This window comes from Streptomyces sp. NPDC040589 (genome assembly GCF_055594445.1).
Genome location: NZ_JBVIWP010000009.1, coordinates 169498 through 193579 on the forward strand (window position 1 = coordinate 169498; position 24082 = coordinate 193579).

The 24082-nt window shown below is 68.9% G+C and carries 22 protein-coding genes and 4 pseudogenes; 15 read left to right on the forward strand and 11 right to left on the reverse strand.

The window, feature by feature from the left end; genetic code table 11:
* Positions 1–68: 68 nt before the first annotated feature.
* The 4 genes and pseudogenes from ACZ58V_RS32545 (at position 69) to ACZ58V_RS32560 (ending at position 4133) form a co-directional block, all read left to right on the forward strand.
* Positions 69–1700 (forward strand): MFS transporter, encoded by a 1632-nt coding sequence (locus ACZ58V_RS32545; protein WP_471294550.1) that lies wholly within the window; start codon positions 69–71, stop codon positions 1698–1700.
* 101 nt (positions 1701–1801) lie between these two features.
* A pseudogene (locus tag ACZ58V_RS32550) lies at positions 1802–2080 on the forward strand (leucine zipper domain-containing protein); the annotation flags it as partial.
* A 515-nt stretch (positions 2081–2595) separates the two neighbouring features.
* Entirely contained in the window at positions 2596–3348 is a 753-nt protein-coding gene (locus ACZ58V_RS32555) for a transposase family protein (RefSeq protein WP_468195672.1), read from the forward strand.
* 83 nt (positions 3349–3431) lie between these two features.
* Positions 3432–4133 carry a hypothetical protein gene (locus tag ACZ58V_RS32560; RefSeq protein WP_468195675.1) on the forward strand — a complete coding sequence of 234 codons (702 nt, stop codon included), beginning with the start codon at positions 3432–3434 and terminating at the stop codon, positions 4131–4133.
* A 41-nt stretch (positions 4134–4174) separates the two neighbouring features.
* Here the strand turns inward: ACZ58V_RS32560 and ACZ58V_RS32565 are convergent, their stop codons facing one another.
* A complete protein-coding gene (locus tag ACZ58V_RS32565; RefSeq protein WP_468195678.1) occupies positions 4175–5113 on the reverse strand; it encodes a hypothetical protein in 939 nt (312 codons plus the stop codon).
* A gap of 128 nt (positions 5114–5241) precedes the next feature.
* Here ACZ58V_RS32565 and ACZ58V_RS32570 point away from each other — a divergent pair.
* Positions 5242–5769 (forward strand): annotated as a pseudogene (locus tag ACZ58V_RS32570) (transposase family protein); the annotation flags it as partial.
* Positions 5770–6313: 544 nt separating this feature from the next.
* The gene (locus ACZ58V_RS32575) at positions 6314–6661 is read left to right on the forward strand and encodes a hypothetical protein (RefSeq protein ID WP_471294553.1); all 348 of its coding nucleotides are present in this window, start codon (positions 6314–6316) and stop codon (positions 6659–6661) included.
* Here the strand turns inward: ACZ58V_RS32575 and ACZ58V_RS32580 are convergent.
* The 9 genes and pseudogenes from ACZ58V_RS32580 to ACZ58V_RS32620 form a co-directional block, all read right to left on the reverse strand.
* Complete coding sequence (locus ACZ58V_RS32580) at positions 6631–7242, reverse strand: DUF6086 family protein (protein WP_471294555.1); 612 nt, start codon at positions 7240–7242, stop codon at positions 6631–6633. The genes ACZ58V_RS32575 and ACZ58V_RS32580 overlap by 31 nt on opposite strands.
* Before the next feature lie 280 nt (positions 7243–7522).
* Positions 7523–7912, reverse strand: coding sequence for a hypothetical protein (locus ACZ58V_RS32585; protein ID WP_468195682.1), 390 nt, complete (start codon positions 7910–7912; stop codon positions 7523–7525).
* A 97-nt stretch (positions 7913–8009) separates the two neighbouring features.
* Complete coding sequence (locus ACZ58V_RS32590) at positions 8010–8162, reverse strand: hypothetical protein (protein ID WP_471294792.1); 153 nt, start codon at positions 8160–8162, stop codon at positions 8010–8012.
* Positions 8137–8274, reverse strand: a pseudogene (locus ACZ58V_RS32595) (DeoR family transcriptional regulator); the annotation flags it as partial. The gene ACZ58V_RS32590 and the pseudogene ACZ58V_RS32595, both read right to left, overlap by 26 nt.
* Positions 8275–8519: 245 nt before the next feature.
* Positions 8520–13745 (reverse strand): family 43 glycosylhydrolase, encoded by a 5226-nt coding sequence (locus tag ACZ58V_RS32600; protein ID WP_471294557.1) that lies wholly within the window; start codon positions 13743–13745, stop codon positions 8520–8522.
* Positions 13746–13959: 214 nt separating this feature from the next.
* On the reverse strand, positions 13960–14340 hold the full coding sequence (locus tag ACZ58V_RS32605; protein WP_471294559.1) for a nuclear transport factor 2 family protein: 381 nt from the start codon (positions 14338–14340) through the stop codon (positions 13960–13962).
* Positions 14337–14540, reverse strand: coding sequence for a hypothetical protein (locus ACZ58V_RS32610; RefSeq protein WP_468195690.1), 204 nt, complete (start codon positions 14538–14540; stop codon positions 14337–14339). Before ACZ58V_RS32610 ends, ACZ58V_RS32605 begins: the two co-directional genes overlap by 4 nt.
* A 126-nt stretch (positions 14541–14666) precedes the next feature.
* Complete coding sequence (locus ACZ58V_RS32615; protein WP_471294562.1) at positions 14667–14990, reverse strand: MoaF-related domain-containing protein; 324 nt, start codon at positions 14988–14990, stop codon at positions 14667–14669.
* 30 nt (positions 14991–15020) lie between these two features.
* Positions 15021–15782 (reverse strand): nuclear transport factor 2 family protein, encoded by a 762-nt coding sequence (locus tag ACZ58V_RS32620; protein ID WP_468195694.1) that lies wholly within the window; start codon positions 15780–15782, stop codon positions 15021–15023.
* A 191-nt stretch (positions 15783–15973) separates the two neighbouring features.
* Here ACZ58V_RS32620 and ACZ58V_RS32625 point away from each other — a divergent pair, with 191 nt between their 5' ends.
* Complete coding sequence (locus ACZ58V_RS32625; protein WP_471294564.1) at positions 15974–16870, forward strand: helix-turn-helix transcriptional regulator; 897 nt, start codon at positions 15974–15976, stop codon at positions 16868–16870.
* A gap of 85 nt (positions 16871–16955) precedes the next feature.
* Here the strand turns inward: ACZ58V_RS32625 and ACZ58V_RS32630 are convergent, their stop codons facing one another.
* Positions 16956–17315: a hypothetical protein gene (locus tag ACZ58V_RS32630; protein WP_471294566.1), complete on the reverse strand. Its 360-nt coding sequence runs from the start codon at positions 17313–17315 to the stop codon at positions 16956–16958.
* Here ACZ58V_RS32630 and ACZ58V_RS32635 point away from each other — a divergent pair.
* The 8 genes and pseudogenes from ACZ58V_RS32635 to ACZ58V_RS32670 all read left to right on the forward strand — a co-directional run.
* A pseudogene (locus ACZ58V_RS32635) lies at positions 17266–17469 on the forward strand (acyl-CoA dehydrogenase family protein); the annotation flags it as partial. The gene ACZ58V_RS32630 and the pseudogene ACZ58V_RS32635 overlap by 50 nt on opposite strands.
* A gap of 156 nt (positions 17470–17625) precedes the next feature.
* A complete protein-coding gene (locus tag ACZ58V_RS32640; protein WP_471294784.1) occupies positions 17626–17709 on the forward strand; it encodes a putative leader peptide in 84 nt (27 codons plus the stop codon).
* Between the two features lie 184 nt (positions 17710–17893).
* Entirely contained in the window at positions 17894–18910 is a 1017-nt protein-coding gene (locus tag ACZ58V_RS32645; protein ID WP_468195701.1) for an ABC transporter substrate-binding protein, read from the forward strand.
* A gap of 6 nt (positions 18911–18916) precedes the next feature.
* Positions 18917–19753: an ABC transporter ATP-binding protein gene (locus ACZ58V_RS32650; protein ID WP_468195704.1), complete on the forward strand. Its 837-nt coding sequence runs from the start codon at positions 18917–18919 to the stop codon at positions 19751–19753.
* Positions 19750–20664: an ABC transporter permease gene (locus ACZ58V_RS32655; protein ID WP_471294569.1), complete on the forward strand. Its 915-nt coding sequence runs from the start codon at positions 19750–19752 to the stop codon at positions 20662–20664. Before ACZ58V_RS32650 ends, ACZ58V_RS32655 begins: the two co-directional genes overlap by 4 nt.
* 53 nt (positions 20665–20717) lie before the next feature.
* Positions 20718–22073 (forward strand): LLM class flavin-dependent oxidoreductase, encoded by a 1356-nt coding sequence (locus ACZ58V_RS32660; RefSeq protein ID WP_471294571.1) that lies wholly within the window; start codon positions 20718–20720, stop codon positions 22071–22073.
* Positions 22070–23674: an FAD-dependent oxidoreductase gene (locus tag ACZ58V_RS32665; RefSeq protein ID WP_471294573.1), complete on the forward strand. Its 1605-nt coding sequence runs from the start codon at positions 22070–22072 to the stop codon at positions 23672–23674. The genes ACZ58V_RS32660 and ACZ58V_RS32665 overlap by 4 nt, the downstream gene beginning before the upstream one ends.
* Positions 23671–24039, forward strand: coding sequence for a 4Fe-4S dicluster domain-containing protein (locus ACZ58V_RS32670; RefSeq protein WP_468195712.1), 369 nt, complete (start codon positions 23671–23673; stop codon positions 24037–24039). Before ACZ58V_RS32665 ends, ACZ58V_RS32670 begins: the two co-directional genes overlap by 4 nt.
* The last annotated feature ends 43 nt before the right edge of the window (positions 24040–24082 follow it).

The following is a 24082-nucleotide window of genomic DNA, read 5'->3' on the forward strand; positions in this document are numbered from 1 at the left end:
TCGCCCGCTCGCCTCACGGGCAATCAAGTGATTCCGCTCGTCCGCCCCGTCCCCCTCAGGAGCTACTGATGCCCTTCCTTGCGAACACCCCCGTGGAGAAGATGACCGGGCCGTACGCGCGGCGCTGGTGGGCGCTGCTCGTGTTGTGCCTGAGCCTGCTGATCACGGTGATGGCGAACACGTCGCTGATCGTCGCCGCCCCCGACATGACCACCGACCTGGGCCTGAGCAGCAGCGATCTGCAGTGGGTCGTCGATAGTTACACCGTTCCGTACGCGGCGCTGATGCTGGTGCTGGGTGCGATCGGCGACAAGTACAGCCGACGCGGCGCGCTGGTGCTGGGTCTGCTGATCTTCGCCGGCGGTTCGGTGATGGGGAGCATCGTCGACGAGACCTCGCTGGTCATCGTGGCCCGCGCGATCATGGGTGTCGGTGCCGCGGTCGTGATGCCGGCCACGCTGTCTCTGGTGGTCGCGACCTTCCCCCGGAGCGAGCGGGCCAAGGCCATCACCGCCTGGGCCGCGACCTCCGGGGTGGCGGTAGCCGTCGGCCCGCTGGTCTCCGGCTGGCTGCTCGAGGACCACGCCTGGGGCTCGACCTTCCTGATCAACGTGCCGATCGCCGTCCTCGCCGTGTTCGGCGCGCTCGCCCTGGTACCGCCGTCCAAGGCGGAGGGCATGGGCCGGATCGACTACGTCGGTGGTCTGCTGTCGATCGTCACGGTCGGCTCCCTGATCTACGCCGCCATCGAGGGCCCGCACTCCGGCTGGGGCGCCGGCCCCGTCACCGCCGCCGTGGTCGCCGGTGTCGGTCTGGTCGCCTTCGTCGCCTGGGAGCTGCGGCACCCGCACCCGATGCTGGACGTCCGGAAGTTCGCGCTGCGGCCCTTCAGTGGCTCGATGCTCGCGGTGATGTTCTTCTTCTTCGGCATGTTCGCCGTGATCTACTACGCGACGCAGTTCCTGCAGTTCGTCCTCGGCTACGGCGCCCTCGACACGGGTGTACGGCTGCTGCCGCTGGGCGGTGCGGTGTTCCTCGGGTCCGCACTGACCGGGATGCTCACCCCGAAGCTGGGGGTGAAGGTGATGGCCGTGACCGGCATGGCCGTCGGCACGGCGGGCATGTTCCTGCTCACCCAGATCGACAAGGGGTCGACGTACGGGGACTTCCTGGCGCCGCTGATGATGCTGGGCCTCGCGCTCGGACTGGCCATCTCCCCGGCGACCGACACGATCATGGGCTCCTTCCCCGAGTCCGAGCTGGGCGTCGGCGGCGGGGTCAACGACACCGCGCTCGAGCTGGGCGGGGCGCTGGGCATCGCGGTGCTGGGCTCGCTGCTGGGCACGGCCTACCGGGACGAGCTGACCGACCTGGTGGGCAACCGGCTCCCGGCGGAGGCGATGGAGACCGCCAAGGACTCGGTCGGCGCCGGCCTGGCCGTCGCGGAGCGGGTCGCGCAGGATCCCTCCGCCGGACCCCAGCAGGCCCAGGCCGCCGTGGACGCCGTCCACCAGGCCTTCGCCCACGGAGTCGCCCAGACCAGCCTCATCGGCGGGATCATCATGGCCGCCGGAACACTGATCGTCCTCGCCGTCCTGCCGGGCCGGCGCGGCTTCGCGAGGAAGAGCGCCGAGCCGGGGGCCGGGACGACGGCGAGCGAGGCGGCCACTGTGCGGGAGCACACCGGGTCCACCCGCTAGGTGTATTGATCACGAGCGTTGTTGACACTGGCGGGTCTTGAACATGGCGAAGACCTCCGATGTGGTGGAGCTGTCTAGGAACACACCGCACGGAGGTCTTCGTGTCCCACCGTAATGCCCGGCTGACCATTCATGGCAGGCGGCTGCTCGTCGAACGTGTCGGTCTGGGCCGTCCTGTGGCCCATGTGGCCGCCGAGATGGGCATCTCCCGTCCCACAGCCCACAAGTGGAATCGGCGCTGGCGGTCCGAGGGCGAGAGCGGACTCATCGACCGTTCCAGCCGTCCCCGCAGCACACCGCACCGGACCGCAGCCGCCACCGAGGCCCATGTCTGCAGGCTGCGACAGGACCGCAAGCTGGGCCCGGCACGTATCGGCCCGAAGACGAGAGCCTCGGCGTACGCCTTCGTCGTCAGCTCCGCCCGCCCTCGCGCCAGCCGAATCTCCCGCAGGAAATGGTCAGCGTCCCCGACGACCTCAAGATCGTCATCTACCACGGTCCAGTACCGGAGACCCGAAGGCAGCCGAACAGGAAATGCACGCACTTGTACCCCTAGTCAACGAGTCGATCGCAACGATCCACCGCAGAGCCACACCCCCGAAGAACCTGTCCTACGCCCTCAACGGGGACAGCTGCCATCGCGTGTCTCCCAGTTCGACCTGCGCCGCACGTTCCAACAGCCTGCTTACGGTGAGCCGGCGGACCTCGTCGGCACGCACAAGTGCGCTGTGCACCGCCAGGCTTTCGGGATCGGCGGTAGCCAGCCGGCCGCTGGCAGAGTGAACCTCTTCCAACCTCACGGGTGGTTGGGCTGGCAGCCCCGGCGGCGGGCATGAAGAAGGCTCCTGGTAGACGGGTTCACGGCTTAGATCACCAGTCCGCCAGGAGCTTTCGCGTGCTTGTCTACCCCTCCGGCATCGATCTGTCCAGCCGCACTCTGGGGCATCTCTCCGGTCTTCTCGCAGGTCACCGTCGTCGGATCGGTTCACGCTGGCGTCGCCTGACCTGCGGCCGGCAGGCCCTGCTCGTCCTGGCCCACCTGCGCTGCGGCGACACCTACGCTCGCCTTGCCGCGGGTCTCCGCATCGGGATCGCCACGGCCTACCGCTACTTACACGAGGCCGTCGACCTGCTGGCCGCCCTCGCGCCCACGCTGGAGCAGGCCATGACGACCGTCCGGAAGAAGGCGTACGTGATCCTCGACGGCACCGTGCTACCAATCGACCGCATCGCCGCCGACCAGCCGTACTACTCCGGGAAGAAGAAGCACCACGGGATGAACGTGCAAGTCCTCGCCGATCCCGCCGGACGCCTGATCTGGGCCTCGGACGCACTGCCGGGAGCCACACACGACCTGACCGCGGCCCGGACCCACGGCATACCCGCCGCCCTCGCCGCAGACGACATCAAGTGCTGGGCCGACAAGGCGTACCAGGGCGCCGGCCCTGCGATCCGTGTCCCGATCCGTGGCAAGCACCTGCGCGGCTGGCGCCGACGCCACAATCGCGATCACGCCAAGATCCGCAGCCTCGGCGAACGCGCCATGGCCATCCTCAAGTCTTGGCGGCTCCTGCGGAAACTCCGCTGCAGCACCACCCGGATCACAGCCGCTGTCCGTGCCGTCGTTGCCCTCGAACTCGCCACCTGATCAAGATGGGAAGGGCTCCCTGCGCCGATGGCTGACCGGCACGGTGACGGTCCGCTCGCAGGATGCTCGTAGGCTTGCATGCCATGACGACGCGGATAGCGGAGGATCAGGTGCTCAATCCGTGGACCCGCACGACCAGGAACGCACCGTACGCGGTCCCCGAAGACCTGCCGCACTTGCAAGCCCTCGCCGACACCCAAGTCCACCCCTCGCACGCGCCGTACCAGCTCAACCTGACGCTCCCGCCGGAACCGTTCATTGGCCTGCACGACGCGCCCCTGGTCATGCTGCTGGCCAACCCAGGCGTGAGCGACGCAGACCCGGCCGCCTACGCCCGGCCCGGCGTGACCGAGCGAACCCTGCAACACATCGCGAACGCCGGCGGGACCCCCAACCACTTCCTGACGCACCCCGACAAGGACCATCCAGGACTCCGGTGGTGGTCCCGGACCCTGAACGGCCTGACGAAGCAGGGGCACAGTCACGACGAACTCGCCCGGCAGATCCTTGCCGTGCAGTTCCACGGCTACCATTCGCAATCGTGGCGGCCGATCCCGTACACACTGCCCTCCCAGTCCTTCGCCTTCTACCTGGTGCGCCGCGCCATGTCCCGTGACGCGGTGATCGTCCTCGGGCGCATCGCGGCCACCTGGAAGATCGCCGTGCCCGAGCTGGCGTCGTATCCGAATGTGGTGACGCCGAAACAAAACCGGAGCGTGCAGATCAGCCGGGGCAACTTCAGCCCTGAGAACTTCGAGCGGATCGAGCAAGCCCTCAAGAGCTGAGCACGCACGGCGATGCGGTGCGCGCCCAGCGGGAAGGGCGGTCAGAGGTTGGCACGCGCTTCGGCCAGCTTCACGTCCGCCGCCCGCATCTCCCCGCATGCCTGCGGGTGCCTCTGATCCATCTCCTCAAGCCGTACCGGCGACTTGGACAGAGCCGTGGTCGCCTTCAGGTCCAGTTCGGCGTCGAACTCGTACGGCTTTTGCGAACCGATCGGCGCCGGTCGCGGCGACGACTTCACATGCGCCATCGCCGCGATCTTTCCTTCGACCCCGCCGAAGTAGATCCACAGCCGGTCGCCGTCCCTCATCCGCTTCAGCGGCTTCCCGAGCCACCACTCGGTCGGACCGGAGTCTTCGCGCGCCAGCCTCGCGACCCGCGCTGGGGTGGAGGGGCCGTTCTCGATCGTGTCGCGCTCCGGGTCCAGGCAGTACAGCCAGTCCCGAGGGCTGACGACCTGGTAGACGGCGCGTCCGCCTCGGTTCGGAATCTTTTCCAGCACCTCCTGCTCGGTCAGCGCCCGCAGCAGTGCGCGGGCCCGCTTGTCGTCGGTCTCCCAGCCGTAGCTGTTCATGGTGGCGACGACGCGGGCCGGGTCCCACTCTCCGTCCTCGCCGGTCACCCGGCTCTCCAGCACCTCCACCTGGGTCAGCCGTGTCTGATTGCGTGGCCGGCCGTGCCGTTCCAGCAGGTCGTACAGCTTTGCCGCGCCCATGCCCGCGGCGATGCCGAGGGCGCTCCGGTCCACGGTGCCGCTTTCGTCGACCGCCACGATGGCCCTCTCCCGCCAATCCTCCAGGCCCTCCAGCAGTCTGGTCACGGCTTCGATGTCCCGCCACAGGTCATGAGGCGCGGCCTGCTCCGACAGCAGCACCTTGTCTTGCAGTGCGGCGCGCACCACTCGGGCGAGCTGGTCGGAGGAGATCACGACGCTCTCCTGGCTTCCGTCGTCACCGAAATTAAAGTCAACCCGCGTCGCCACGGCGACTCCTCTTCTCTGGATTGGAGAGGAGGTTACATTCTGCTTCTGTCGGCGCGCCACCGCTTTGACGGCACTGGGCAGTTGGGCATCCCGAAGCGACCGGTCAGGTCGCGGGCGCGGCCCGGCGTGAGGCCATCGAGGTCCTGGCCGCCCCCGCCCCGACCCTGGCCGAGGCCATGAAGACCGCCACAGCCAAGGCGTGCGTCATCCTGGACGGCACACTGCTGCCGATCGACAAGATCACCGTCGAAACCCCGTACTACTCGGGCAAACACAAACGGCACGGCATGAACGTTCAGGTCCTCACATTCGGCCGACTGCTGTGGGCTTCCCCGGCCCTGCCCGGCTCCCCCCAAGACCTGACCGCTGCCCGCTAGCGCGGGATCGTCGACGCACTCGCCGCCGCGGCACTGAAGTGCTGGGCGGACAAGGCGTACCAAGGCGCCGGACGGCACATCCGAGTCCCCTTCCGGGGCCGTCGGCTCAAGCGCTGGAAGCGACGGCGCAACAACAGCCACGCCAAGATCCGGGGCGTCGGCGAGCAGGCCATGGCCGTCTTGAAGGGCTGGCGCCTCCTGCGGAAGCTCCGCTGCGGCACCAACCGGAGCACCGACTTCGTGAAGGCCGTCCTCGTCCTTCACTACGCCTCAACGTGAGGATGGAAAAGGCTCAGTCCTTGAAAAATGAACCCATGCCGCGGGCGAGCTGGCGTGCCACGAATGAAACCTTCCGAACAAGAGCAGATCCGCCCCTTGGGGTGTCAGCGACGGACCGAGGGTCAGCGGTGCAGTACTCAGTCATCCCTCTTGCTGACCATTTGCTGACCTGGACCTGATCATCATGCCTCTGACCTGCAGAGATGACCAAGCACCAGATTTTCCAAAGGAATGTGCAGTGGAGTGGGCAGGGGTGCGAACGGGATCGATCCGAACCGAGCAGGAGGCGTCCTGCCGCGCTTCGGCGCTCTCCATCGGGGGCTTGAACTGGGCTTTGGCGAGTCGGCCCCCCGAATCCCGCACTTCGCCGCGGGCCGCAGGTTCGAGCGGCTGTCGCAGGGGGTGGGACATACCGGGTCCGGACACCACCCGGACATCGCAGGTCAGCGGCCTGCGGCTGTCCCGGACACCTCCGGACACCCGAACCTCTTGCCCCTCCGCCCGCCCCACCTCACGCTCGGACCACCGACGAGGGAGGAAACTCATGCGAATCCGAGGCACGCTCGCACTCGCGGCAGCCACCGCGGCACTCGCCACCGGCCTTGCGGCCACGCCCGCGGCAGCTGACAAGAGCAACTCGGGCACCGGCGAGGTTTCTGCTGCCGCGTGGACTCCGACCACCACGCTGAGCGCAGCCCCGATCAGGAAGTGCTACGCGGCTACGTGCGCCGTCGTGCAGCGGACGAACGCAGGCGACACGGTGTACTGGAACCACAGCGCTTACAACGACAGCAACAACCTCTGGTACTACGTCGAGTACACGTTCGGCAACGGCCATCCCAAGACCGTCTACGGCTGGATCTACTGCGGCAACGTCACCGCTCTCTGCTGAACTCCCCCGGTTACGGCTGGAGCGGATCGAAATCCAGGCCGGTGCCGTGCGGGGACACCCCAAGGAACACCCCGACAAGCGAACCGCAAGCCGGTCCAGGCTGTCGGGTCGGCGAGGGGTGGCCCTGGGCGCACCGTCTCAGCGGGACATCCAGCGGTCCATCTCTCGCGCCCGGGTGTCCAACGCGGTGAAGACAGCGGCTGACGCGGTCCGAGGGTTGCTGGGAACCTGCACGTCGGGCTGGACGCCACCGGAGACATGGCCGAGCCCTGGATATGGCATCTCCACCTCGATTCCGGCGCGCCGCGCAAGCGCGACCGCCGTCGCCACGAACCCCTCGGGGGTGTGAGGATCACGGAGTGTCCCGTCCGCCAGTGCCAGGCGACCAAGCCGCGTGCGAACTCCGCGTACGCGGCGGGATCGACCTCGAGTGTGTCCGGGTCGCCCCATTGTTCGTGACCGATTCCCGAGGGCAGCTTGAGCTCCGCCTCGAAGACCTCGACCTGCCGTACGAAGAGGCGGCCGGCACCGTTCGAGGGGCTCCACAGCGTCTTGTCACCTATGTCGAAGTACATGCTCATCGTCGCTCCCCCTGCCCAGCCGCCCCGGCACAGGGCAGAAGATCAGCGGGCGGTCGGCACCTGGGGGAACGGTGCCTTGGGGGCCATGGCTCGTTGCTCTGGCACGGGCGTGGTAAGGCGAGCTGGATTGGTCCCGGTGCGCGATCGACTCGGTCAGTGTCCGGGCGGTCAGACGACGTCTCAGGGACGTTGTGCCAGGCAATGCGCATGGGTCTCCGCCCATGCCGTACCCGCAAGGCGAACGGCAGTCGCCGGATGCCGCCGGTCATCACGGGGAGACTCAGTTGCGATCGCTCGGGCCGGCCCCGGCCAGCCCCGTACCGAGAAGAACGTACGCAGCCAGGGCCAGGGTCGGTATGTGGCCGCCCGCGCGGTCGATGTCGTCGGTGAAGTACCCGGAGACCCCTGCCCAGACCAGCCCGCCGACGACCATCAGCAGGGTGTTGCCGGCCTCCCCCATCACACGCATGCCGGCCCACAGCAGAAGAGGCATCAGAGCCCAGGAAGCGGCCGTAGTGAGGAGGAACTCGAAGGCGCCGGAGAACAGCGTGTCCCCGCTTGCGGCCGCGCTGTCGCGGGCCCACGCGTAGCCGGCGGACATGAGGGTGTGGCAGGCCGCGGTGGCGGCGATGACGGTCAGGGCCCCTTTGACATGTCGTGCGTATCGCATGGCGGGGATCCTCGCTCTTCGCAGGCCGTGGTTCCGGACGGATGTGGGGGAGCCCACGGATGTGTGCGGACGATGACCACGCCGGCCTCGCGCAAGGTCATACAGGTCTCTCGTCTTCTGGTGCGTTGGTGACAAGCGCGTCCAGGTCCTCGGGCCCGCAGATCTTCACCATGCCGGTTCCCGGAAGCTTGCTCTGGTCGGCCAGGAGCATCACCTTGTCACCGATCTGCCTCCAGTTCGAGGAGGTCACGGCGGATGGTCGCCGCACTGGAGTCAAGCCGATCGGCGAGTTCGGCCACGGAAGTCGTGCCGCCGGAACGCAGGGCCCGCAGGATGAGTTGGTGTCGTCGTTCAGCCAGCACGCAACGGGACACTACACGCTGCCGACTGGCGCAATCCGCTGTCTTCCAACCGCAGTTGATGACTACCCGGGCATCCGCGCCCGCCAGGTCGTGCTGTGGCCGGTGTCTGCCCGCCGGCCCTGCGAGTTGCCCGCACCAGCCAGCAGAACTGGCGCGGAGGAATGGACCGCCCGCGCGGCCGGTGGGTTCATGGCGTGCCATCAAGCCGCCATGAACCCACCGGCCGGTGATCTTTGAAGACGGAGCTATCGCCGGTGATTTCCGATGGTGACGATGCCCTTCATCCTGGCACCGGTCTTGTTGTCGTAGAGGACATCGCCGGTGGACTTCTTCCAGATCTTGATGCGGAAGGTGTCCGGGTCGTCGGTGGCGGTGACTCTGAAGGAGTAGCCGCTCTTGCCGCCCACCGTGCCGGTGCCCTGGTAGACGGCCTGGGAACCGTTCACCACGAGCCAGTCGGAGCCGGTCGAGCGGAAGGCGAGCCGGGCGGAGCCGAAGACGAGCGTGGCCTTCCCGGTGGGGACAGTGGCTCCCTTTCGGTAGTGGGCGCCCAGGGTGAACGCCGCCTTTCCGGTCAGCCCCGGCTTGGACGGGTAGGCACCCGTCGGCGAGGTGATCGTTCCGGCGCCGGCGGCGGGCCCGGCGGCACGGTCGTAGACGATCAGCTCCGCGAGGGTGGTGGTGTCCGTGCCCTTGTCATCGTCGGTGACCGTGACGACCGGGCGGTGGATGCCCGCGTCGTCGTAGACGTGTGCGGCGCGGCAGCCGGAGGCCGTGGCCGTGCCGGTCGTCGGCCGGCTGCCGTCCTTCCAGTCGACCGTGCAGGTGTGGCTGTCGGCTGTGCCCGGGTCATCGAAGGACGCGGTGACGACGGCGGCCCTGCCCACCGGGAGGGGCGAGCCGGGGCCCTTGGCGGAGGTGATCGTCGGGGCGGCGTTGGAGACCTTGACGGTCGCGGTGTCGGTGCCGCGTCCGCCGGTCAGGGTGACCTGGAAGGTGCCGTCGTCGGTGCAGGTGAGGGTCGTGCGGGCTGCTGCGGGGTCCTTGACGGTACACGGGGCGCCGTCCCGCACGGTCCACTTGGGGGTGCCGGCCCCGGAGACGGTGCCGGCGAGCGTGATCGCCTCACCCTCGGTGCCGCCGGCGTCCGGCCCGGCGTGGACGACGGTGACCGGGTCGATGCCGCCGAGGGTCGGGACGACCTTCTTGATCAAGCCGTCGGAGTCGAACTCCAGCTTGTCGATGGTTGTTTCGCGGTGGGTGCCGTCACCGCCGGGGATGGCGAAGCGGTGGTAGGCGATGTACCAGTCGTCGGTGTTCGGGACGTGCACGACGGAGTGGTGGCCCGGGCCCCTGATGCCCAGGGAGAGGTCCTTCTCCAGGATCACGCCCTGCTTGGTCCAGGGGCCGGTGGGCGAGGGGCCGGTCGCGTAGGCGACGCGGTAGTTCTCGTCCCGGGTGTCGTTCTCCGACCACATGAAGTAGTAGGTGCCCTTGCGCTTGATGACGAAGGTGCCCTCGTTGTAGCCGCTCGGGGTGATGTCCGTGACCTTCGAGGTGTCGATGGAGGTCATGTCGTCGCCGAGCGGGACGACGTAGGCGCGGCCGTTGCCCCAGTAGAGGTACTGCTTGCCGTCGTCGTCGGTGAAGACCGCCGGGTCGATCATCTGGCCGCGGAAGTCACCGGCCTTCAGCAGCGGCTTGCCCAGGGCGTCCTTGAACGGTCCGGTGGGCGAGTCGGACACCGCGACGCCGATGTTGGCGTCGGCGCAGAAGTAGAAGTAGTACTTCCCGTCCTTCTCCGTCATCGCCGGCGCCCAGGCCCGGCTGTCCGCCCAGCTGACGTCCGGCCCCAGGTCGAGGATGACGCCGTGGTCCTTCCAGTGGACCAGGTCCGTGGAGGAGTAGGCCTTGAACTGCGTGCCGCTCCAGCCCTCGAAGCCGTCGGTCGTCGGGTAGATGTAGAAGGTGTCACCGAAGCGCACGATGCTCGGGTCGGCGTTCAGACCCGGCAGGACCGGGGTCTTCATGATCAGCGCCGAGACCTTCCAGGTGCGCTTCTTGCCGTCCGACCCGGTGACCTCGTACGTCACGGGCTTGGTGAAGTCCCGCACGCTGCCGGAGGCGGGGCTGATCGTCGCGCCCTCGGCAAGCGTGAACTCCGGTGCCAGCGCGGTGAGGTCGGTGCCCGTCTTCATCGGCAGGGTGATCGTGCCACCCTCGTTGTCGATAAGCGCGTCGACCTTGAGCCGCGGGTGCGTCGCCTTGGCGATGCCCGTGGTGTTGCCGCTGAGTTCCATGACCTCGGCGCCGGTGAGGGCACGGTCGTAGATGCGGAAGTCGTCGACCTCGCCGCCGAAGTAGGGGTCGGCCGCGTACAGGGAGCGGCCGATGTAGCCGCTGTAGTCCTTGGCCGCGTCGTACAGCTCGGACGGTTTGATGGTGGTCGTCGTGCGGGCCGCCTCGACGCCGTCGGCGTAGAGGACCATCGTGCCGGTGGCGCCGTCCAGGGTCACCGTGACGTGCCGCCACTGTCCGGGCGTGAGCTGCGAGCCGGCCGTCAGCTTCGACTCCGCCGACCAACTCGCCTTCGTGATGGCCGAGTAGAGGCTGGAGCCGCCGTTGGACGGAGTGGCGAACAGGTACTTGTCGCTGTCGGGCCCGAGCCCGAACAGCCACTGGAAGCCGCTGCCGCCCTTCCACTTGGCGTACGTCGACACCGTAACGCTGTCGGCGTTCTTCAGCACACCGTTCGGGATCTTCACGTACGGCGAGTCGGAGTCGCCGGACATCTTGAACGAGCCGCCCTCGACACCGGTGCCGAAGCCGGGTGTGCGGGCGTAGGTGCCGTGGTAGCCGTGCCCGCTGGAGTCACGGGCGATGCTGCCGCTCGTCTCGTCGAAGCCGTAGTGCAGGAGCAGATCGGCCGGGATGTCGGATCCCTGCTCCGACACGGTGACCTGGGCCCGGACCGGGATAGCGGCGCCGTTCGGCAGGCTGCCGGTCACCGTGAAGGTGCCGGGCCGCGCGTACGACGACGCCGGTACGTCCGCCCAGTCGACGGAGACGGGCCGCTTGGCGCCGTCGGCGTACTCGGCGACGACCGTGGCCGGCAGGACCGGGGCGGAGCCGACCCGCGTCTTCACCGACACGTCCTCGATGCTCTTCACGACCTGGTCGGGCTGGTAGGCGCGCAGCAGCCGGTCGTACTCGGCCTGGGTGACCGGGAGCACGGTGCCGTGGCGGGGCTTGGCGGGCAGGTCGTAGCCGGTGGAGGGGGTCCAGGTGCCGGAGTCCAGGTCTGTCGTCTCGAAGGGGATGTAGCCGCGGCCGCCGAACTCGTCGAGGAACGCGTACCACTTCTCCTCGGTGTTGGACTTGAACACCAGCGGCCCCTCGGCGGCGTTCATCGCGCCCTTGCCGATGCCCTCGGCGACGGCGGTCCAGGACGGGGTCAGGATCGAGTCGCTCTTCTCCTCGAAGATGAACTTGCTGTTGGGGGTCGAGGAGCTGTTGTTCCGCTCGTCCTTGGACAGGCGGTAGTACGTGCCGTCGTGCCGGATCATCGTGGAGTCGATGACCGAGTAGCCCCGGTCGATCCAGACCTTGGGTTCGCTGAAGGTGTAGAAGTCACGGGTGGTGGCGTACATCATGCGGTTGTACGTGTCGCCGGAGTGGTCGGCGTTGTCGTACAGCTTCGACGCCCAGAACACGACGTACTCGCCGCGCTCGGCGTCGTAGAACGCCTCCGGCGCCCAGGTGTTGCCCGCGCTGTCGGGTGAGACCTTGACCAGGCGCTGGTTGGTCCAGTGCACCAGGTCGGTGGACTCCCAGACCATGATGGACTTGCTGCCGGTGCGCTGGGAGGCGTCCCAGTCGCCGTTGCCGTAGATCCTGAGGTCGGTGGCGATCTGGTAGAACTTGTCGCCCTCCGGGGAGCGGATGATGAACGGGTCGCGCAGGCCCTTCTCGCCGAGCGTGGAGGTGAGGACCGGCTTGCCGTCGTTCAGTTCGCGCCAGTGCAGCGGGTCGTTGCCCTTGCTGAGGGCTGCGTAGAGCTGTTCGCCGTCCGAGGTGCCCTCGCCGGTGAAGTAGCTGAACATGTAGCCCTTGAGGGCCGCCTCGGCGGGGAGTTCGGGCACCTTGGCCGTCATGACGCGGGTGGCCTTCGCCTCGCCCTTGGTGACGGTCGCGGTCAGCTCGACGGTGGTGGTGCCGTCGCCGTGCGCGGGGCGGTGGACCTCGCCGCCCGCGGAGAGGACGTCCGGCTTCGCGGAGGACCAGGTGACGGCCGTGCCGTACTTGCCGTTCTTGGGCAGGGTGAGGTTGCCTCGGACGTCGTCGAGGTTGTGGACCGTGAGCGCATCGGCGGCCTCGCGGGTGGCGGCGTCGTCGTCGAGCGCGGGCCGGACCGCGATGTCGAAGGTCTTGGTGCCGGTCACGGTGCCCTTCTTCAGGGTCGCCGTGAGCGTGGCGTGGCCGTCCGGTGAGCCGGCCTCGGGACGGGTCACCCGGCCGGTGTCGGACACCACGGACGGGTTGTCGCTGTCCCAGCTGATGGAGGAGCCGCCGGCCGGGCCGACCTTCGGCAGGTCCAGGTCGGAGGTGACGCCGCTGGTGTCACCGAGGCTGAGGGCGTCCTTGTCGTCGGCGACGCCCTGTGTGGCGACGGGGAGGGAGAGCTGCTCGACCTCCGAGCCGTCCAGTGCCCGGTCGTACACACGGAAGTCGCGTATCCGGCCCTTGAAGAGCTTGTCGCCGTCGTAGACGGACTTGCCGATGTAGTTGGCCTTGGTGGTGCCGGAGCCGATGGCGCCGGGTGTGGTGGTGACCGAGGTGTTGCGGCCGACCTCGACGCCGTCCTCGTAGAGCACGCCCGTGGAGCCGGTCTGGGCGTAGGTGATGTGCTTCCACACCCCGCGGGTCAGGTTGTGGGAGTCGGACGGCTTGGTGGTCTGCTCGGTCGACCAGTTGCCCGTCGCGACGGAGGTGCGGAAGGAGTTGCCGGTGGTGAACAGGTAGCCGTTGCCGGTGCCCGCGCTGGTGTTGCCGAAGCCGTAGAGGAAGTAGGGCGTGCTCTGGGCGGAGTCGATCAGTACGTCCATCGAGACGGTGATCGAGTCCATGCCCTTCATGACGTCGTCCGGCACCTTGATGTAGGTGTCGGACCCGTTGAAGGCGAGCCCCTGACCGGATGCCGACCAGTCGGCGGTGCCGCTGACCGTGCCGTCGCGGCCGTGGCCGGAGGCGTCGGTCGTGGTGCCGCCGGAGCGTGCGTCGAGCTTGTACCACAGGGCCAGGCCGTCGGTGATGTCCGCGGCTTCGGCCGCCGGGGCCGCCGGTTCCGCTTGCGCGGGAGCGGCGGGTCCGGCGAGGGTGAGCAGCATCGACGCGGCGGTCAGTCCGGCGAGATGGACCGCCCAACGTCTCGCGCGGCTGTGAGGTCGTGCGCATCGTGCGACGTGCGTCATGTCGAGGTTCCCTGCTGAGGCATGGCTGATGACGGGCAAGGCAGAACGCGGAAACGAGGAACCGACGAGGCGACGGCAAGTCCTTGCCGTGGGCCTGCCGTTACACGCGGGTGACGAGTGTGTTGCGAGAGTCTCAGCCGACGCCCAGGGCAGCGTCAATAGGTTTCGAACAATGTCCGACAGGTCGAACGCGTCCGCCCCGCTAGCGGTGGCGCTAGAACATGGTGTTGTCGTTCTTGGAGGTGGGCGGGATGACCTGGAGGACGTCCCAGTGTTCGACGATCTTGCCGCCCGCGTCGAAACGGAAGATGTCGATGCCCGCGTACTCCTCGTCGGGCCAGATCTGGTGGCAGTGCAGGATGACGTGGTCGCCTTCGGCGAAGGCCCGCTGCAATTCGACGCGCTTGCCGGGATACTCGGCGGCCATCCGTTCGAAGTAGGCGATGAACGCCTGCTTGCCGTCGGCGACGTGCGGGTTGTGCTGGATGTAGGTGTCGCCGACGAACCGGTCGATGGCCTCGGCCGGGCGGCACTGGTTGAACATCAGGTCGTAGAACGCTTGGGCCGTGGCCTTGTTCTTCTCGGGGTCGCTCATGGTGCCACCGTAGGGTCGAGCGCCGGGTGCGGCGCGGTGAGTACGTCGAGCAGCCGGTCGGCGCCGACGGGGACGGGCAGGGACCGACCGGTGAGGTCGGCGGACCGCTGGCCCGGATCATGGCCGATGGCGGGCCGGAACGGCTCGTCCAAGGCGACGGCGGCGCGGTAGGCGGCGATCGGCAGTGCGGTCGCGTACACGGTTGTCCTCCGGCGGTGGGGCACGTGACGGGTCGTAGGGGAGTCGTGGGGGATTCGTCCGGCGCACGGCACGCCGTGGTGCCCTCACCTGTTGACCCGTGGGGCACGGCGGCGTGGTCAGCGGCTTCAGACGGGTTCGAGGGTTCCGGTGTGGAGTTCGGCGACGCGGCCGTCGCCTGCCTCATAGGTCCAGAAGGCGTGGACGGTGTGCCTGTTGAGGTCCATGAGATGAGTGATCGTCATGCCGGACGTCTCGACCCAGCCGAGCATGAACAGGCCGGGGGCCACCTCGGCGGTGTGGAGGGTGACGGTCTCCTCAGCGCCCTTGCCGGGGCCTTCCAGGGTCTCGTGGTGCAGGGTGGTGCCGTCGGCTGCGTAGGTGTTGCGGAAGACGACCCCGTTGTCGACACGGAAGACGAAGGTCTTCCCGGCGTGGGTGAGCTCACTCATCGCGTTTCCCTTCCCGGTACCGGTCCGGTGTCAGAACAGGCCGTTGGAGTGCGGGAGTTCGGCGGGCACGGGGACGACGACGTCCCAGTGCCCGACGATCCTTCCGCCCTGGACGCGGAAGAGGTCGTAGTAGGCGGCGGGAACGCCGAACTCGCCCTCGGACTGGAGCAGGACGAAGTCGCCCTCGGCGATGACCTTGTGGACGGTCTTGTAGACGAGGTTCTTGCCCTGCTCGGCCCACTTCGCGGCGGCGGCGCCGAAGCCGTCGAGGCCGTCGGCCGCTTCCGGGTTGTGCTGGTGATAGGTCTCGGTCGAGATGTAGTCGGTCAGTACGGAGTAGTCGGCGCCCTTGAGGACCTTCTCGGCGAACTCCTCCACCAGGGCGCGGTTCGCCTCGGTCCTGTCCAGGTCGGCGGGCTCGGTGGGGCCGTCGGTCTGGGAGCGGCCGGAGGCGGTGTCCTTGACCAGCGGGGTCAGGGCGTCCCAGTGCTCGGCGAGCTTGCCGTCGGCGTCGACGCGGAAGATGTCGAAGGCGACCAGCGGGTCGGGGCCGAATCCGTGGTACGTGCCGTGCAGGGCGACCAGGTCGCCGTCGGCGATCACACGGGCGCCCTCGTATCGGAAGCCCTCCGGCAGGCCGGCGACCAGCCGGCGCAGGGCCTCGGGGCCGTCGGCGGCCAAGGCGCTGTGCTGGCGGTAGTCGGCGGCGACCCAGCGGTCCACCCCGCTCGGGTCCTTCTGTCCGAACAGCTCGGCGGCTGCGGTCAGGACGGTGTTCTTGGCGTTGCTCATGGCGGTTCTCCTTGCGAGGCGAGGGCTTGGAAGGTGTGGTCGCCCGGCCGGCCCACCCAAGGCGAACTCCACCGAAGGCAAGACACTCCACCTCCCTTACTGCTTTCCGACACCGGCTCGACTTCGAACGCGGCGACACCTTCACGCTATGGGTGCTGAACAGGTCGGATCGGATACGCTGGCGACTCGCTATGGTCAGAAAGCGACACGACGCCGATCGCGGCATCCCAGAGATCCCCTTCGCCGCGCCCGCCGGCACGCCCGCCGGCGTGGAGGTGCTGTCTCTCGCCGACCTGCGCCAGCGGGTCCCCGCCGAGCGGCTCGTACTTCCCCAGCGCCCGGACTTCCACCACCTGATCACCCTCACCGGCGGGACCCTGCGGCACACGGTCGACTTCACCGCCTACGCCCTCGACCCCGGCTCCTGGCTCTGGGTACGCCCCGGGCAGGTCCAGCAGTGGGGCAACCTCGCCAACGCCGACGGCACCCTGATCCTGTTCCGCCAGGACTTCCTCGACCCCGTCACCACGCACGGCGCTCACACAGAAGACCCGCACGCCCCGATCCTGCGCCGCCCGCTGCCCGACGACGAAGCGGCCCTGCGGCTGGCCGCCGACCACCTCGCCACCGAGTTCCACGCCCTCGGACACCTGCCCCTTGAGATCCACACCGCAGCCCTGCGCCACCTGCTCGCGGTCCTCGTCCTGCGGCTGGCGCACCTCACCGCACCCGCCGGCAGCCCCGCGCCCGAACCCGACGCCACCTACCTGCGCTTCCGCGATGCCGTGGAAAAGGACTTCGCGCGCACCCGCCGGGTGGAGGACTACGCCGAATCGCTCGGCTACTCGACCCGCTCCCTCTCCCGCGCCACACTCACCGCCGCCGGCCTGGGCGCCAAGGAGTTCATCGACCGCCGCGTCGTCCTGGAGGCCAAGCGCCTTCTGGCCCACAGCAACCAGAGCGCCGCCCGCATCGCCGACCGCCTCGGCTTCTCCAGCGCGACCCACTTCAGCAAGTACTTCCACCACCGCACCGGCCAGACCCCGATCGCATTCCGCGACACGGTCCGCGGGCACACCGCGAAGTGAAACGCGTCCTGCGGCGACGGAAGGCCACCCCGTCAGTCATACGTCGGCAGACGAGCAGGGCACCTGACAGCAGGTCAAAATGTGGTCAGGGCAGGCTGCTTTGCCCAGGACGGCCGTCCGTCACACCACGCTGACCGGATGCCGCACCACCGCGTCGAACAGTAGCCCCGTGTGTTGGGCACCGCGATGTCCGGCTGGGCACGGCCGGCCGTGTCCGTGGCGCGGGCGGCAGGTGGGTGGCGCCGGGTGCGTCGGGCAGCCAGTCGAGGGACCAGCGGGTCCAGGTACCGCTGCGGGGGCGGTCGCGCAGGCGGGCGGGCCGCCAGTTCGCCCCGCCGTCGGTGCTGACGTCGACCCGGGCGACGGTGCCCGCGCCCGACCACGACCGTCCGTGCAGCACGTCCAAGGCCGCGCAGGAGACCACCGCCCGCGCCCTCGACATCATCGGCGTGCGCTCCGCGTCCGCACGGCTGGGCTTCGACCGCTTCTGGCGCAATGCCCGGACCCACACCCTGTACGAGCCCGTCACTCACCGGCTCCGGGATGTCGGGGACTATTTCCTCAACGGGGCGCACCCTCCGTTCACCCTGCCCGTCTGACAAACCGGTGTGCCGACACGGCGGTATTGATCGCGTCGCGGCACGGCCAGGCGATTGTGAACGCCGTACTTCACTCACGTGTCGGACAGTTGCGAACATGAGACGTGTGCGCAAGCGACATTGACGTGGCTGGTTTTCGCTGCAACTCTCTTGGCTGTGAGCCATTCCGAGAACCTTTCCGCTCGCCTGCACGTCGATTTGCGACGCCAGGCCAGCGCCATCTGTGCCGTCGGTATCTGAGCCCCTGACGGGCACCGCTCTCCCGCGCTCCCTTTCACAGTCGGCTGTCATGTCGCACTGATGCTGCCGTAGAACGCCGCGATCCTCGCAGTTCTCTCTGGCGAGGTCTCATTCCCGCTGTTCGCCGCGGTTTCCCATGTTCTCGGCACGTCCGTTTCCTCATTCCCTTGAACAGGATCCTTTCATGGCCACGACGGCATCGACCAGACGCCAATTCCTTTCCCTGCTCGGTCTTTCGGCGGTGGCCGTGAGCTGCGGCACGACCGCTGGAGCCTCGTCCGGCAAGGGCGGGACCAAGACGCTGCGCTATCAGGGCTGGGCGGGCCAGGTCACTCTGCCGGAGCTGGCCGAGGACCTCGGCTATCTGGAGGACGTGAAGCTGGACTGGGTCGGCAACACCATCAGCGGACCGCAGGACATCCAGTCCGCGGCGACCGGCCAGATCGACTTCGGCGGCGCGTTCAACGGCGCGGTCGTCAAACTGGCCGCGAACAAGGCCCCCATCAAGGCCGTCATCAGCTACTACGGCGCCGACAAGTACGCCTACAACGGCTTCTACGTCCTCGAGGACAGCCCCATCCGCTCGGCCCGCGACCTCATCGGCAAGAAGATCGGGATGAACACCCTCGGAGCCCACTCCGAGGCCATGCTCGACATCTACCTGCAGCGGGGAGGCCTGTCCCAGTCGGACATCGGCAAGGCCGAGCCCCTGGTCGTCCCGCCGGTCAACACCGAGCAGACCCTGCGTCAGAAGCAGATCGACGTGGCCGTACTCGGCGGACTCCTGCGCGACAAGGCCCTCGCCACCGGAGGCATCCGCCCGCTGTTCACCGACTACCAGCTGCTCGGCGCCTTCAGCGCCGGCACCTACGTGATGACCGACCGCTTCCTCAAGCAGAACCCCGACACCGCCCGCATCTTCGTCACCGGTGTCGGAAAAGCCATCGAATGGGCCCGTTCCACTCCACGCGAGGAAGTCGTCGCCCGGATGACGGACATCGTGAAGAAGCGCGGCCGAAACGAGGACCCCGCACCCCTCAAGTACTGGCAGTCCTTCGGCGTCGCCGAGAAGGCGGGCCGCATCACCGGCAAAGAGCTCAAGCTGTGGATCGACTGGCTGGCCGAGCGCGGTGACATCAAGAAGGGGCAGGTCACGTTGTCGGACCTCTACACCAACGAGTTCAACGCCAGCGGGAGCTGACCCCCTATGCCGGAATCCACCACACCCAAGATCGAGTTCGAGAACGTAACGAAGGAATTCACCGTCAAGAAGCGGGCGGGAGCGGGCGAGGAAACCCGGTTCACCGCACTCGACGGAATCGATCTGCAGATAGCGGCCGGAGAATTCGTCGTCCTCGTCGGCCCGAGCGGCTGCGGAAAGTCGACCTTGCTGGATCTCCTCGGCGGCCTCACCCAGCCCACCGGCGGACGCATCCTGCTGGACGGGCGACCCGTCACCGGGCCGGGCCTGGACCGCGGCATCGTCTTCCAGCAGTACGCGCTGCTGCCCTGGCGCACCGCGCAGGGCAACGTCGAGTTCGGCCTGGAAGCCACGGGCGTCCCGCGACGCCAACGCGCCCAGCGCGCGAGGGAGTTCCTGGATCTCGTCGGCCTCACCGGGTTCGAGGACCGCCATCCGCACGAGCTGTCGGGCGGGATGCGCCAGCGCGTGGCGATCGCCCGCAGCCTCGCCTACGACCCCGATGTGCTGCTGATGGACGAGCCGTTCGCCGCGCTGGACGCCCAGACCCGCGAGTCGCTCCAGGACGAGCTGCTGCGCATCTGGCAGCGCACCGGCAAGACCGTCGTCTTCATCACGCACGGCATCGACGAGGCCGTCTACCTGGGGCAGCGCGTCGCCGTCATGACGTCCAGGCCGGGCCGCGTCAAGCAGATCGTGCCGGTCGCTCTCGGCTCCCGTGACGCCACGGACGACCTGCGCTCCAGTCCCGAATTCGCACGCCACCGCCACGAGATCTGGTCACTGCTGCACGACGAGGTCGCCAGGGCCCAGCAATTGGAGAAGGAGGCGGCTGCCGCATGAGCCCCACCACCGGAACGGTCACCGACAAGAGCACCACGTCCGGCACCCTCGAGCTCGCCGCGGTCCCCTCCCCCAAGGCGTCGCCTCCGCGGCCGCGCCGGGTCCCCGTCACGACGGCCCGGGCCCGCAGGCTGGCTCGCCGGCTGCCTGATCTGCTGGTGAGCGGGGCCACCAAGTCCGCGGCGATCGTGGCCCTGCTCCTGCTCTGGGAGACCGCGCCGCGCCTCGGGCTGGTCGACCGGACGTTCCTGCCGCCGTTCAGCGAGGTCGCCCGTGCCTGGTGGGAACTGGCCACCGACGGCCAGCTCGCCGACAACGCCCGCGCCAGCCTGGTCCGCTCCTTCAGCGGATTCGGCCTCGCCGTGCTCGTCGCCGTGCCCCTCGGCCTGCTGATCGGCTGGTACCGGCCGGTGGCCGACCTCCTCGGCCCGCTGCTGGAGGTCTTCCGCAACACCGCGGCACTGGCCCTGCTGCCGGTCTTCGTGCTCCTGCTCGGCATCGGCGAGACCTCGAAGATCTCCATCGTGCTCTACGCCTGCACCTGGCCCATCCTGCTCAACACCATCAGCGCGGTCCGGGGCGTCGACCCGACGCTGCTGAAGCTGGCGAAGTCGATGGACCTGTCCGCGCCCAGGCTGTTCCAGAAGGTCATCCTGCCCTCCGCGGTACCGGTCGTCTTCACCGGCATCCGACTGGCCGGAGCGGTCTCCATCCTCGTACTCGTCGCCGCCGAGATGATCGGCGCCAAGGCGGGTCTGGGCTATCTGATCAACGCCTCGCAGTACAACTTCGCCATCCCGCAGATGTACGCCGGCATCGTCACCATCTCGGCCGTCGGAGTGGCCTTCAACCAACTCCTGGTGGCAGTGGAACGACGGCTCAGCTCCTGGCGCCTCCCGGCTGACGGCTGACCTCGGCCCGCCCTCCCGTTCCTGTGTCTCACCTCCCCGATCCGAGGAACCTCATGACCGCGACCAGCCCGCGATACCTGCATCTCAACGCCTTCCTGATGAACGCCGGCCACCACGACGCCGCCTGGCGCCACCCGCGTACCCAGCCCGAACGGGTCACCGATCTGCGCTACTTCCAGCAGCTCGCTCTGACCGCCGAGCGCGGCCTGTTCGACTCCGTCTTCCTCGCCGACGGCCTCGCCCTGTGGGGGAAGGTCAGACACAACGTCCTGGGTGGCTTCGAACCGCTCACCCTGCTGTCGGCTCTGGCGGCGGTCACCGAACACGTCGGCCTGATCGCCACCGTCTCCACCACCTTCAACGAGCCCTTCCACACCGCCCGCAAGTTCGCCTCCCTGGACCACATCAGCGGAGGCCGGGCCGGCTGGAACATCGTCACCTCCGGCACCGTGAACGAGGCCCGCAACTTCGGGCAGGACGAGCACCTGGAGCACGCGCTGCGCTACGAGCGGGCACGGGAGTTCGTCGACGTGGCCACCCAGTTGTGGGACAGCTGGGAGGACGACGCGATCCTGCTCGACCGGGAGGGCGGCGTCTACGCCGACACCGCCAAGGTGCGGGAGATCAACCACCGCGGGGAGTACTTCGGGGTCCAGGGCCCGCTGAACGTCCCCCGCACACCGCAGGGTTACCCGCTGCTGGTGCAGGCAGGCTCGTCGGAGGACGGCAAGGAGTTCGCCGCCCGGTACGCCGAGGCCGTCTTCACCGCCCAGCAGACGCTCGCCGACGGCCAGGCCTTCTACAAGGACCTCAAGACACGGCTCGTCCGCCACGGCCGCACCGAGGACCAGCTGCTGGTGCTTCCGGGCATCGCCCCGGTCATCGGCTCGACGGAGGCCGAAGCCCGCACGCTGGAACGGGAGCTGACGGAGCTGCAGGTGCCCGAGTACGGGCTCGCCCAGCTGTCCGCGATGCTCGGCACCGATCTGACCGGGCTGCCGCTGGACGGGCCGCTGCCCGAGCTGCCCGAGGAGCGGGACATCAACGGCAACAAGAGCCGTTTCACGCTCGTCGCCGAACTCGCCCGCCGCGACGGCCTCACCTTGCGCGAGCTCATCGCCCGCCTCGGTGCCGGCCGTGGCCACCGGGTGTTCGCCGGCACCCCGGAGCAGGTGGCCGACCAGCTCGAGGAGTGGTTCACCCAGGGCGCCGCGGACGGATTCAACATCATGCCGCCCCATCTGCCGGGCGGCCTGGAGGACTTCGTCGACCACGTCGTACCGATCCTGCAGCGGCGCGGCCTGTTCCGCACCGAGTACACCGGCCGCACCCTGCGCGAGCACTACGGCCTGCCCCGCCCCGCCAACCGGCTGGCCGCGGCGACCGCGGGAGAAGGGCGGTCCGTATGACCGGGCTGGAACTCACCACCGACGTCCTGGTGATCGGCGGCGGCCCGGCAGCCACCTGGGCCGCGCTCAAGGCGGCTCAGGACGGAGCGGATGTCGTCCTCGCCGACAAGGGCTACTGCGGCACCAGCGGCGCCACCGCCTCCGCCGGAACCGGTGTCTGGTACGTCCCCCCGGAGCCGGCGGCGCGGGAGGCGGCCATGGCGAGCAGAGAGGCCCTGGGTGGATATCTGGCCGACCGGCGCTGGATGACCCGGGTGCTGGACCAGACGTACGCGGGCGTGAACGAGTTGGCGGCGGCCGGACGCTACCCGTTCCCCACAGGGCCGGACGGAAAGCAGCTCAGGAACGGCCTGCAGGGACCGGAGTACATGCGCAGGATGCGGATCCGCGTCCAGCGCGCCGGGGCACGCGTCCTCGACCACAGCCCGGTCACCGAGCTGCTCACCGATCCCTCCGGGGCGGTCGCCGGGGCCAGGGGTCACCGGCGCCAGGCCGGGGAGCCGTACCGGGTGCGCGCCGGGGCGGTCGTCCTGGCCACCGGCGGCTGCGCGTTCCTCAGCGGTGCGCTCGGCTGCAACGTCAACACCGGCGACGGAGCGCTGTTCGCCGCCGAGGCGGGCGCGGAGCTGTCCGGAATGGAGTTCTCCAACGCGTACGGCATCGCGCCCGAGGGGACCTCCGTCACCAAGACCGCGTTCTACTCCTTCGCGACCTTCTACCACGCGGACGGCACGGTCCTGGAGGGCGCGGCCAGCCAGGGCGGCCGGTCCGTGATCGCGAAGGCACTGCTCAGCGAGAAGGTGTACTGCCGCCTGGACCGGGCGGACGCCGCGGCCCAGAAGGCCATGCGGCTGGCCCAGCCCAACTTCTTCCTCCCGTTCGACCGGCTCGGTATCGACCCGTTCACCCAGCTGTTCGCCGTCACGCTCCTCGCCGAGGGCACCGTGCGCGGCACCGGCGGGATCCGCATCACCGGCGACGACTGCTCCACCACCGTGCCCGGGCTGTACGCGGCCGGCGACGCGGCGACCCGCGAGCTGATCTGCGGCGGCTTCACCGGCGGCGGCAGCCACAACGCCGCCTGGGCCATCGCCTCCGGCACCTGGGCAGGCCGGGGCGCGACCCGCCATGCCCGCACCCTCGGAGTGCGCGCCGGTACGAGGCGCCTGGTGGCAGCGGGCGGGGCGGGGCTCCGCCCCACCGGGACCCCCGGTCCGGCCGACGGCTTCCGTGCGATCGTCGCCGCGGTCCAGGACGAGGTGCTCCCGTACGAGAAGAACTATCTGCGCCACGGCGACCGGCTCACCGCGTCGCTGAAGGTGCTCGACAGGGTGTGGGAGGAGTCGCGTGCCGCCCTGCACGCCGGGAGCGGGGACACCGTACGGGCGAGGCAGGCCGCGGCGATGGCGGCGCATGCCCGCTGGATGTACGCCTCGGCGCTGGCGCGCACGGAAACCCGCGGTATGGCCAAGCGGCTCGACCACCCGGCACAGGACCCCGAGCAGCGTCACCGCATCGTGACGGGTGGCCTCGACCGGGTGTGGACCCGCACCGAGCCCCTGGCGGCCGCACCGGCGGCACCGCTGGAGGTGGCCTCGTGATCGAACTGGTCTCGGCGGAGCGCTGCATCACCTGCGACAAGTGCATCAAGGTCTGTCCGACCAACGTCTTCGACCGGGGCGAGGACGGCATCCCGGTGCTGGCCCGCCGCGACGACTGCCAGACCTGCTTCCAGTGCGAGGCGAACTGCCCGGCCGACGCGCTGTACGTCGCGCCCCTGACCAGCCCGCTGTCCGACGACCCCACCACGCGGGACGAGGAGAACCTGGACCGCGCCGGCCTGCTCGGCAGCTACCGCCGGCACATCGGCTGGGGGCAAGGCCGCACGCCCGGTGCGCTCCGGGCCGTCGGCCCTTCCCTCGGACCGCCGGGATCCAAGAAATCCTCCCCGCCGATCACGTCCTGACGACTTTCCGACGCGTCACCTCTCCACCCGCTGCCCGAAAGGA